This window comes from Streptomyces lichenis (genome assembly GCF_023218175.1).
GTDB lineage: Bacteria > Actinomycetota > Actinomycetes > Streptomycetales > Streptomycetaceae > Streptomyces > Streptomyces lichenis.
Map to the genome: position 1 here is coordinate 66894 of NZ_JALPTH010000022.1, position 11363 is coordinate 78256.

General features: G+C 72.6%; 6 protein-coding genes. 2 read left to right on the forward strand and 4 right to left on the reverse strand.

Annotation, left to right across the window (positions count from 1 at the left end):
- Positions 1 to 31: 31 nt before the first annotated feature.
- Positions 32 to 1225 (forward strand): SDR family oxidoreductase, encoded by a 1194-nt coding sequence (locus M1O15_RS21660; protein WP_248635770.1) that lies wholly within the window; start codon positions 32 to 34, stop codon positions 1223 to 1225.
- 71 nt (positions 1226 to 1296) lie between these two features.
- Here M1O15_RS21660 and M1O15_RS31700 read toward each other — a convergent pair whose 3' ends face one another.
- The 4 genes from M1O15_RS31700 to M1O15_RS21680 all read right to left on the reverse strand — a co-directional run bounded on the left by M1O15_RS31700 (position 1297) and on the right by M1O15_RS21680 (position 10464).
- Positions 1297 to 3996 carry a helix-turn-helix transcriptional regulator gene (locus M1O15_RS31700; RefSeq protein ID WP_248635771.1) on the reverse strand — a complete coding sequence of 900 codons (2700 nt, stop codon included), beginning with the start codon at positions 3994 to 3996 and terminating at the stop codon, positions 1297 to 1299.
- A 567-nt stretch (positions 3997 to 4563) separates the two neighbouring features.
- The gene (locus M1O15_RS21670) at positions 4564 to 6303 is read right to left on the reverse strand and encodes an ABC transporter ATP-binding protein (protein ID WP_248635772.1); all 1740 of its coding nucleotides are present in this window, start codon (positions 6301 to 6303) and stop codon (positions 4564 to 4566) included.
- Positions 6300 to 8096 (reverse strand): ABC transporter ATP-binding protein, encoded by a 1797-nt coding sequence (locus M1O15_RS21675; protein WP_248635773.1) that lies wholly within the window; start codon positions 8094 to 8096, stop codon positions 6300 to 6302. Before M1O15_RS21675 ends, M1O15_RS21670 begins: the two co-directional genes overlap by 4 nt.
- A gap of 169 nt (positions 8097 to 8265) precedes the next feature.
- Positions 8266 to 10464: an MMPL family transporter gene (locus M1O15_RS21680; RefSeq protein ID WP_248635774.1), complete on the reverse strand. Its 2199-nt coding sequence runs from the start codon at positions 10462 to 10464 to the stop codon at positions 8266 to 8268.
- Positions 10465 to 10729: 265 nt separating this feature from the next.
- On the opposite strand from M1O15_RS21680, the gene M1O15_RS21685 reads away from it, so the two are divergent.
- Positions 10730 to 11359, forward strand: coding sequence for a TetR/AcrR family transcriptional regulator (locus M1O15_RS21685; RefSeq protein ID WP_248635775.1), 630 nt, complete (start codon positions 10730 to 10732; stop codon positions 11357 to 11359).
- Positions 11360 to 11363: the final 4 nt, after the last annotated feature.

The following is an 11363-nucleotide window of genomic DNA, read 5'->3' on the forward strand; positions in this document are numbered from 1 at the left end:
GGAAGTCTGAGGAAGGAAGAGAGAGGGACTGATGACTGCGCCGACGTATACCGGGATCGCCGAGGAGTTCGCGGCGGATGTCGTCCTCGCCGACGACATCACCGGCTTCGAGGCGAGGGACCCCGGCACGGTCTGTGAGGTGCTGCTCACCGGCGCCACCGGGTTCCTCGGCAGCTTCCTGCTGAGGGACCTGCTGGCCCGCGGACTGACCGTCACCTGCCTGGTGCGGGCCGCCGACGCCGAGGCGGGCCTCGCCCGGCTGCGGACCACGCTCGGCGCCTACGAGGTGCTGGACGGGGTGGACCTCTCGCGGGTCCGGGTGGTGACCGGGGATGTCACCCGCCCCCGGCTCGGGATCGGGGAGGCGGAGTACGCGGAGCTGACCGCGCGGATCGGCGCCGTCTACCACTCCGCGGCCAAGGTCAACTTCCTCACCCTCTACAAGTGGCTGCGCAAGCCGACGGTGGACGCCACCCATGAGGTCCTGCGGCTGGCCCGCGACGCCCGGGCCACCCTGCACCATGTGTCGACCACCGGCATCTTCGAGCCCAAGGAGCATGAGACGCCCCGGGGGGAGTCGGACCCGACGGGCCCGCCCGAGTCCCTGTCGCTCGGCTACACCAAGAGCAAGTGGGTGGCCGAGCAGCTGGTACGGGAGGCCGGCCGCCGCGGGGTGCCGCTGACCATCCACCGGCCGGGCCAGGTGTGGGGCGACTCCACCACCGGTGCCTGCCAGCCCAACGACTTCGTGTGGCGGTTCATCAAGGGGTCCATCCAGGCCGGGGTGTATCCGCGCCGGTTCGGGCTGGACATGAACATGGTCCCGGTGGACTACGTCAGCGCGGCGATCGTCGCCGCCTCCCGCGACCCCCGGTCGACCGGGCGCTGCTTCCACCAGGTCAGCGCGGGCTCCCTGGACTCGGACCGGATCCTGGAGCTGGTCCGCGGCGCCGGGTACGAGATCCGGGAGGTCTCCATCCTGAAGTGGATGAAGGCGGTCTCGGCCGACACCGGGAACTCGATGTTCCCGCTGATGCGGCTGATCGTGGACCTGGAGCGGTTCGAGGCGGCGGAGTTCTCGGACGAGGAGACCCGGGCGCTCCTCAGCGGCTCGGGGGTGGTGCGCCCGGAGATCGACGAGAGGCTGTTCGCCACCTATGTCGCGTACTTCGTCCGCCAGGGCACCCTGCCCGCGCCGGCGGCCGGGGCCGCGCTGGTGGGCTGACGGCCCGGCACATCGTACGTACGGAGGGGCGGTGGCCGGTGGCCACCGCCCCTTCGACTGCCCCTCGGCGGTCAGCCGGCCGTGACGGGGGCGCCGCGTTCGGCGGGCTCCTGGCCCGGGGCCCGGTGCAGTGCCTGCCGGGCCGTGATGCCCAGCTTGTGGTAGATCCGGTGGAGGTGGTTCTCCACCGTCCGTACCGACACCACCAGCCGCACCGCGATGTCCCGGTTGGACATCCCGGTGGCGGCGAGCGCGGCCACCTCCCGCTCGCGCGGGGTGAGCGGGGCCAGGTCGCCGCGGCTCTCGTTCACCGTCCAGGCGGGCAGGGCGCAGGCGCCGCCGCTCAGCAGGTCCTCGCAGATCGCCCAGGCCTCCCGGCCTTTGCGGCGCTGCCCGGCGGCCCGGTGGGCGCGCGCGGCCTGCGCCGCCGCCTCGGCTGCCAGCGGTAAGGCGCCCATCTCGCCGAACTGCCGGGAGACCCGGATCAGCGCCTGCCCGTCGGCCTCGGCCAGCGCCTGGATGTGGTCGGCCATCGCCCGGGCAGCGGCACCGCCGCAGGAGGCGGCCAGTTGCCGGGCGCGGGCCTGGAAGCGGTAGGAGGCGTTCTCCTTGATCCGGGCAACCAGGTGCAGGGCGGCCAGCGCGGTCATCGGGCGCCCGCCGGCCGCCGCCCGGTCGGCCAGCTCCAGGGCGCCGGAGGCGGCCCCGGAGCGGTCGCCGGTGTGGGCCAGGACCAGGGCCCGGTCGAAGGCGATCTCGTCGTCGGCGATCGGGTGGGAGACGCCCTCGCTCTGTACGGTACGGGCCTCCACCAGCGTACGGAGTGCCTCGGCGTGCTGCCCCGACTCGGCCAGCGCCCCCGCCAGTTGGGCCAGCGGCCAGGCGCGGGTGACCGGCCACTCGTGCGCGGTGTCCACCGCGACCGCCTGCCGCAGCAGGGCCACCGCGCGCTGCGGCCGGCCGCACAGCCGGGCCAGCCGGGCCCGCGCCAACACGGTCTGGAGCAGCGCCGGCCAGCGGTCGGCCTCGTCGTAGCGGTGCGGGGCGTCCAGCGCGTCCGCGGCCTCCCTGAGGTTGCCCGCCAGCCACAGGCAGCGGGCCGCCAGGGCCTCCAGCAGGACCACCGCGTCGGGGTCCCACTCGAAGCTGGCGCCGCGGTGGCGGCTCAGCAGCTCCGAGGCGCCGACCGGGTCGCCGAGCTCGGCGCGGGCCAGCGCCACCACCGGGACCAGGCCCTGGGCGACGGCCGGCGGGACGTCGCCGGTACGCAGCACCGCCTCGCCGATCTCCACGGCCTCCCGCAGCCGGTCGGACATCATGGCGATCAGGGCCCGGCTGCCGTGCAGCACCCCCGCCTCGCCCGGCCCGACGGCGTCGAGGGCGCGGTCGAGCACCGCCCCGGCGTCCGGGACCCGGCGCAGCCGCCAGGCCAGGTTGACCACCCGGGCGTGCACCGCGGCCACGTACTCGGCCCGCTCCATCTCCACCCCGGCCGACAGGGCGGTGTCGAAGACCGCCTCGGCCTCCTCGTGGCAGCCCCGGCCGATCAGCACCTCGCCGAGCAGCAGGGCGGCCCGCAGAGTGTCCGCGGGGGCGTCGGAGTTCCGGAGCGCGTACGCCACCAGCCGGCACAGCGCCTGGGTGCCCTCGCCGAAGTCGGACACCGAGCCGCGCCGGGGCGGCTTGCCCGGGACGGCGACGCACAGGGCGAGCAGGCACAGCCGCTCGGCGAGGTGGTGGATCCGCCGCCGGACGGCGGCCCGGGCGGCGACGAGCAACTGCTCCCGCTCCGGTACGAGTCCGGCCTCGATGCGCAGGGAGACCACCCGCAGCACGTCCTCGGGCTGCTGCGGGCCGGTGGACTCCATGGCGTCCGCCACCTGGCGGCGCAGCCGCTGGGCGGTGAGGCCGGACATCCGGGAGGCGACCACCACCCGGCTGAGCGGGACGGCCAGCCGCAGCTCTACGCGCGTACCCTCGTGGCGTACGGCCACGATGCCGCGCAGGTCCAGCGACTCGGCGGCGTGCCCGAGTCCGAACGCCGCGGCGATGTCGAGGTCCAGCGGTTCGGCGACCGCCAGCATGTTGACCAGTTCGCGCTCCTCGTGGCCCAGGTCGCGCAGCCCGAGGCGGATGACCTCGGACAGCCGGTGGCCGGGCGGGTCGGTGAGGCCTTCCCAGACCCAGACCCCGCCCGCCGGGCGGAGCGAGCCCCGCTCCACGGCGTAGTCGACCAGTTCGCGCAGCATCAGCGCGTTGCCGTGGGTGGCGGCCCACAGCCGTTCCAGGGTGGGCGCGTCGGTGTGGCCGCCGAGCCGGGCGCGCAGCACGTCGCGGAGCGCCGCCCGGTCGAACGGCGCGACGTCGACATGGTCGATGAGCCGGTCCACCCAGAGTTTGTCGATGCCGGCCGGCGCGGGCGCGTCCCGGCGGCTGGTGGCGAGCACGCTGAGGCGGCCCGCGGCGACCAGCCGGTGCAGCCGGAGGCCCGAGGCGTCGTCCACCAGGTGGGCGTCGTCGATGCCGACGACCGGGCGGTCGGCGGCCGGGCCGCCGAGGGTCGATGGTTCGAGGGAGGACAGGCATTCGCCCAGCGACCCGTACCCCTGGGCACGGGCACCGCTGCTGCTCCAGCTCGCGCCGCCCACCGAGAGGACGGTGCGGCCGGCGTCGGAGGCGCGTTCCAGGGCGGTGGCGAGCAGCAGGCTCTTCCCCACCCCGGATCCGCCCACCAGGATCGCGCCGCCGCCGCGGGCGAGTGCCCGCTCCACGGCGTCGAGTTCGGACTGTCTACCCGTTAGCGGCCAATCGACGGAAAGCTCTGTTGACATTGTTTCTCGTGCCCCCGCAGGAATAATGTCAGCACTTGTCGGTGAACACTGGTCGACCCGGGGGTGGACGGACTGGATTCGATTTCCCTGCGGCCGGGGACGGCCGGGTGCGAACAGGGGAAATCCCTGGCGCAAACCCGACAGCGCAGGCCGCCCTTCAGTCACATCACGACCATCCGGGCCTACATTTCCGGTCAAGTATAGACCGGCACCTTGAGACCGGAGCTGACGGCGATCTGACGGGGCGGAGAACGTTCAAACGGCCTGATACCCGGGCTTCCGGCGGCCGATCGGGGGCCTGATCGGCAATATGGACCGGCAATTCTGCCGTCGCTTCGGCGGGCACCGACCGGATCCGCACCGGAATTGGGCCTTCCGCCCCTCCGTCTCCGCCATGTTTCTTTGGCTGATACACGGGTCGAAGATCGGCCAGGTGGAGACACTCGCCCCCGGCGCGGGGGTCACCGGGGACGAGTGGTTCAGGGGGCGGCCCCGCGGGGCCGCCGTTCAGGCCGGCCGGGCGGCCAGCCGCCAGCGCCGGGCGCGGCTGCGCTGGGCCCAGAAGGAGGCGTACCGGCCGTCCGCGGCCATGAGTTCGTGGTGCGCGCCGCGCTCCACGATCCGGCCCTCGTCCAGCAGCAGGATCTGGTCGGCCGCCGCGACGGTCTGCAGCCGGTGCGCGATGACCAGCAGGGTGCGGCCCGCCGTCAGATGGGTCAGCGCGTCCTGCACCGCCCGCTCGTTCTCCGGGTCGAGCGAGGCGGTCGCCTCGTCCAGCAGCACGATCGGGGCGTCCTTGAGGATGGCCCGCGCGATGGAGACCCGCTGGCGCTCACCGCCGGACAGCAGCGCGCCGCCCTCGCCGACCTTCTGGTCCCAGCCGTACGGCAGCCGCTGGGCGATCTCCTCGACCCGGGCCAGCCGGCCCGCCGCCCGGACCTCCTCGTCACTGGCGCCGGGGCGGCCCAGCCGGATGTTCTCCAGGATGGTGCCCTCGAAGAGGTAGACGTCCTGGAAGACCACGGAGACCTTGGACATCAGCACCTCCGGGTCGATCTCCCGGACATCCACCCCGCCCACCCGGACCACGCCGCCGTCCACGTCCCAGAACCGCGGGATCAGCTTGCCGACCGTGGTCTTGCCGGACCCGGACGGCCCGACCAGCGCGGTCATCGTCCCCTCGGCGAGCCTGAGCGAGACCCCCGACAGCACCGGGGTGCCGTCGTAGCCGAAGCGCACGTCCTCGAACTCGACGTCATGGCCGTGCGGTTCGCGGGCCGGGGAGGGCTCCGGCAGCCGGGGCTCGGCCAGCAGCTCGGCGATCCGGTCCAGCGCGGCCTGGGCGGTGCGCAGGGTGGAGCCGAGCACCGCGGCCTCGGCGATCGGCTCGGTGAACCGGGCCGCGAGCACCAGCACCGCCAGCAGCTTGGCGACGTCCAGGCCGCCGTCCAGCGCCAGGTACACCCCGGTCACCAGGATCACGGTGAACGCGGCCTGCACCACCAGGGCGAAGCTGACCAGCCCGGGCACCCCGGTCCTCAGCACCCGGCGGGAGGCCTCGGCCTGGTTGCGCAGCGCGGCGTCCAGACCGGTGCCGCCCGACCCCTGCTCGCCCCGCCCGAACACCCGCAGCACCGGTTGCAGTTGGGCGAACTCGACCACCTTGCCGCCGGTCTCCGCCTGGGCGGCGGTGCGGGCCTCGTCGGCGGTGCGGGTGAGCCCCGCGCTCCACCGGTAGACCAGCAGGATCAGCGGCGCGGTGAGGGTGGCCGCCAGGGCGAGCCGCCAGTCGAAGACGTACATGATGACCACCACGGTGGCGGGGGTGACGAAGCTGGTGACCAGCGGCCGCAGCAGATGCGCGGGGACGCCCATCACGTCCATGACGCTCTTGGTGGCCAGCTGCCCCAGCCGGCCGACCCGCTCGGGCCCGAACCAGCCCAGCGGCAGCGAGGCCACCTGGTCGCCGATCCGGTTGTGCAGCATCCGGGAGAGGGTGGCCCCGGCGTCGAAGCCGGTGCGCAGGGAGTCGTAGTAGGCGGCGCAGTAGAGGGCGGAGACCCCCAGCAGCGCCCACACCCAGGGCCAGACGGAGTCCGGGTCGGAGCCGAGCAGGGCTTGAAGGATCGGTACGAGCAGGGCGAAGGCGACGCCCTGGAGGACCGCGCAGACCACCAGGGCGGTGATCATCCGGCGGATGGGCCGGTTGTGCTCGGGGCCCACGACGTCGAGCAGTTTGCGGATCATCGGCTGATGCCTCCCACCTGGGCGGTGCCGGCGGCCGGGTCCGGGGTGCCCCGGTGCGGCTGCCAGACGGTGCTGCGTTCATGGGCCTGCCACATCCGGGCGTACCGCCCGCCGCGGGCCACCAGCTCGGGGTGGGTGCCCTCCTCCACGATGGCGCCGTCCTCCAGCACCACGATCCGGTCCGCCTCCACCACGGTGGAGAGCCGGTGCGCGATCATCAGGACGATCTTGCCGCGGGTCAGTTCGGAGAGGGCGGCCTGCACCTCGGCCTCGGACTGCGGGTCCGCGTAGGCCGCGGCCTCGTCCAGGACGATGATCGGGGTGTCAGCCAGCAGCGCCCGGGCGATGGAGATCCGCTGGGCCTGCCCGCCGGAGAACCGGGCGTCCTCGCCGACGACCGAGTCGTAGCCGCGGGGCAGCGCCTCGATCTCCTCGTGCACGCAGGCGGCGCGGGCCGCGGCGATGACCTCCTCGCGGCTCGCCCCGGGGCGGGCCATCGCGATGTTGTCGGCCACCGAGGTCTGGGTGAGCCGGACGTCCTGGAAGACGAAGGCGACCCGGCGGTACAGGTCGTCCAGGGCGAGGTCCCGGACGTCCACCCCGCCGATGCCGATGCTGCCGCCGGTCACGTCGGCGAACCGGGGCAGCAGGGTGGCCAGGGTGCTCTTGCCCGAGCCGGAGGGGCCCACCAGCGCGGTGACCGTGCCGGGGGCGAGCTCCAGGTCGATACCGGCCAGGGCCTCCTTCTCCCCGTCGTAGCTGAACCGCACGCCCTGGTAGCTGACGTGGTTCCCGGCCGGGGTGCGCGGCTCCTTCGCCACCGGCAGTTCCTCGGCGTTGAGCACCTCGCCGACCCGGGCCGCGGCCGCCTTGGCGAACCGCAGCTCGTAGCTGGCGTAGAAGAGGGCGAGCACGGGGGCGGTGAGGCCGACGCCCAGCAGGGCGAACGGCAGCAGGTCCACCCCGGCGAGCCGGTCGCCGGTGACCAGCAGGGCGCCCCCGGCGACCACGGCCAGCAGCACGGCGATGGGCGAGAGGACCATCTCCGCGACCGCCTTGGAGTGGACGGTGGAGCGCACCCAGGAGAGGAAGAAGGCGGCGAAGTCGTCGGCCGCGTCGCGGAACTTCTGGTGCGCCCGGTGGGTCTGGCCGAAGGTCTTGACCACCGCGACGCCCTGGACGAACTCGACCGCGCTGGCGTTGATCTCGCCCATGGCCCGGTCGTAGTCCGGCAGGTGCTTGGCCATCTGGGCCATGGTGATGCTGTACAGGCCCAGCCCGATCACCAGCGGGGCGAGCGTCACCAGTGTCATCAGCCAGTCGACCCAGAGCAGGTAGACCACCGAGACCACCGGGACCACGGTCGCCGAGGTCATCTCCAGCAGCGAGTGGGCGATCATGTGGTGCATCGCGTCCACGTCGTCCTGCACGGCCTTCTTCACCGTGCCGGAGTTGCGCGCGGAGAACCAGCCCAGCGGCACCCGGGCGAGCCGGGCCACCATCCCGCGGCGGATGTGCGACTGGAGCTCGTCGTCCGCGAAGTGCGACAGGGCGCCGGCGGCCAGCATCAGGGCGAGCCTGACGAACAGGGCGCCGACGGCGACGGCGGTGATGGTCCACGCCCGGTCCGAGCGGTCGGCGCCGTCGCCCAGCAGCACCCGCCCGAGTTCGGCGATGGCGATGAAGGGGACCACCCCGGCGATCGCCGAGAGGGTCTGGGCGGCCACGGCCAGCCGCAGCCTTCCTCTGATCGGGCGCAGGATCTCGCCCAGTGCGGCCTGTTCCGCGGCCATCCGGTCCTCCAGGGCGTGTGTTAGACGCTGTCTAATAGCTGCGATGACTGTACCCGACATCCGCCGCGGCGGGGGGTGGGTACGGGAACTCCCACCGGACTCGCCGGCTTGGCCGGGCCGGGTGAAGTGCCCTGGGCAGGCGGGGCACTTCACCCGGCGGGGTGGGGCCTCAGCGGCCCGCGGGGACACGCTCCCGGGGGACCTCCCGGTCGGCCAGGACGGCGTCGCCCTCCTTGATGCCGACCCGGGCGTACACCTTCTTCAGCGGGCCGGGCGCCCACCAGCCGGCGTGCCCCATCAGCTTCATGACCGCCGGCACCAGCAGGATGCGGACCACCGCCACGTCCAGCAGGATGGCGATCACCATGCCGACGCCGAACAGCGTCATGGTGAGCACCCCGCTGGTCGCCATCGCGGCGAGCGGCACGCACATCAGCAGGGCGGCGCTGGCGATCAGCTTGCCGATGCTCTGCAGCCCGGTCGCCACCGCGGCGCTGGGGTCGCCGAGCAGGTCGTACTGCTCCCGGATCCGGGACACCAGGAACACCTCGTAGTCCATGGAGAGTCCGAAGATCAGCGCGAACAGCATGATCGGCATGTTGGGCTCGATGTTGCCGGTCGGGTCAAAGCCGATCAGGTCGGCCAGGTGCCCGTCCTGGAAGATCCAGACCAGGATGCCGAAGGTGGCCGACAGCGACAGCAGGTTCATCGCGATGGCCTTGAGCGGCAGCAGCACCGAGCCGAAGGCCAGGAAGAGCAGGATGTACGTCGCGACGGCGATGTACAGCAGCATCCAGGGCAGCACATCGGCGAGCGCGTCCAGGGTGTCGTCGAAGACCGCGGTCTCGCCACCGAAGTACACCGTGGCGCCCGGCGGACGCTCCACCGCGCGCAGGTCGTTGACCAGGTCGCGGGCGTCGGCGGAGACGGCATCCCCGTCGAAGCTGACCGAGATCCGGCCCGAGGTGCCCTCCGCGCCGCTGATCTGCGCCTCCTTCGCCCCGGGGACCTCGGCCAGCCGCTCGGCGTACGCCTGGAGCGCCGCCCCCTGCTCGGGGGACTTGGCCTCGCCGGGCAGCTTCAGCAGGGCGTCGATGGACTTGACGCCGTCGCCCTCGAAGTCGCGCTCCATGATGTTGTGGACCTGGCGGCCCTCGGCGCTGTCCGGCAGCTGCCGTGCGTCGTTGGCGCCGAAGTCGATCCGCAGGAACGGCGCGGCCAGTGCCAGCATGATCGCCACGGCGGCCACCGCGACGGCGACCGGACGGCGCATCAGGCCCTGCGCCAGCCGGAACCAGGGCCCCTCCTCGGCGGCCTTGGCGGCTCGGGGAGCGGCGGCGTTCCTCTTCCGCCTCAGCGAGAGGGAGTTGACCTTGGTGCCCATCACCGCGAGGGCGGCGGGCAGCGCGATGATCGAGAAGAAGACCGAGAGGACGACCGCCGCGACACCGCCGTACGCCATCGACTTCAGGAAGGCGAAGGGGAAGAAGGTCATCCCGAACAGGGCGACCGCGACGGTGATACCGGAGACCATGACGGTCCGCCCGGCGGTGGCGACGGTCCGGGCGAGGGCGTCCTCGCCGGTGTGCCCGGCGGCCAGCTCCTCGCGGTAGCGGCTCACGATCAGCAGGCCGTAGTCGATGGCCACGGCCAGGCCCAGGATGGTCACCAGGCTCATGGCGAACACCGACACGTCGGTGAACTGGGCGATCACCCGCAGCACCGCCATGGAGCCCAGGATGGACAGCCCGCCCACCAGCAGCGGGAGGCTGGCGGCGGCGAGCCCGCCGAAGACCACGACCAGCAGCAGGAAGAGGACGGGGAAGGAGTAGCCCTCGGCGGCGGCGAGGTCCTCGCCGATCTCCTCACCGGCCTGGAAGCCGGTGGGCACCGGGCCGCCCTGAAGGGTCTCCAGCCCCTCGACGTCCAGCTTGTCCTTGATCTTCTTGTACGAGGCCTCCTTGGCGTTGTCGTCGCCGCCCTTGAGGTTCATCGCCACGTAGGTGGCGTGCCGGTCCCGGCTGACCTGGGCCGGCATCCTGGTCATCCAGAAGTGCGCCGACCCGGTCACCGCCGACTCGGGCAGTGAGTCCAGCTTGGTGACGACCGCGTCCCGGAAGGCCGGGTCGTCCACCGTCTTGTCCTTGCTGCGGTACACCACGACCGCGTCCGGCGCCCGCTGCGGGAACGCCTCCTCGGCCAGGCGGGCCGCCTTGCGGCTCTCGGAGTTCGGGTCCTCGAAGCCACCGGGCTTCATGTCGCCGAAGACACCGACGCCGTAGATGCCGGAGAAGACCGCGAACACCAGCGTCAAGATCAGCAGGGGTTTGCGCCCCCGGTGGATGAATCGCCCCAGCGCCTCGAACATCCCAACTCCCTAGATGGTTCTACCGGTTCCGCGTGGCATGGTGCCCAAGCTAAGCCGACAGTAACAGTGTTATCAATGCTCTTCGCCACAACCGGCAACCGGCGGCAGGAGCGGACGATCTATCAGCACCCGTTCTGAACAGGCCTTTTGACGCTCTTAGACACTGTGCAATTTTTTTGGTGCCGCGTCAGCCGGATGTCAGCCGACCGGGCATCCGTGCTCCGGCGGGGAGCCTCCATAACGCCGTTGCGATACATTCGGGTCCATGGCCAGGCTCAAGACCCACGACGAAGCACTCCGCCTCCGGCTCATCAACCGCGCCGCCGCCACGGTCTTCGACCGCGGTGCCGGGGCGTTGAGCCTGCGCAGGCTGGCGGCCGACGTGAAGACGTCCACCACGGCCGTCTACTCGCTGTTCGGGAACAAGGCCGGGCTGATCGACAGCCTGTACCAGGAGGCGGTCCGGCTGTTCCTCGCCCGGCTGACCGCCGTCCGCCCCAGCGACGACCCCGCGGCCGACGTGGTACGGCTCGGCATCGCGTACCGCGACTACGCCGTCGCCAACCCGCACCTGTACGGGATCGTGTTCGCCGACCGCCTGGACTACGAGCCCACACCCGAGCGGTTGAACGAGGCCGGCTCGACCATCCAGCCGCTGGTGGACGCGGTGGCGCGCGGCCAGGCCGCCGGGCAGTTCAAGGACGGATCGGCCGAGGTCATCGCCCTGTCCTGCTGGGGCGCGGCCCACGGCCTGGTCTCGCTGGAGCTGTCCGGCAACGCCCCGACCGGGCTGGACATCGGAGCGGTCTACGAGGAGACCCTGCACGCCGTCGTCAGCGGCTGGCGCGCCCGGGCCGGGGACGGCGGCCACTCCGCACCGCCCCCGCGCCCCTGATCGA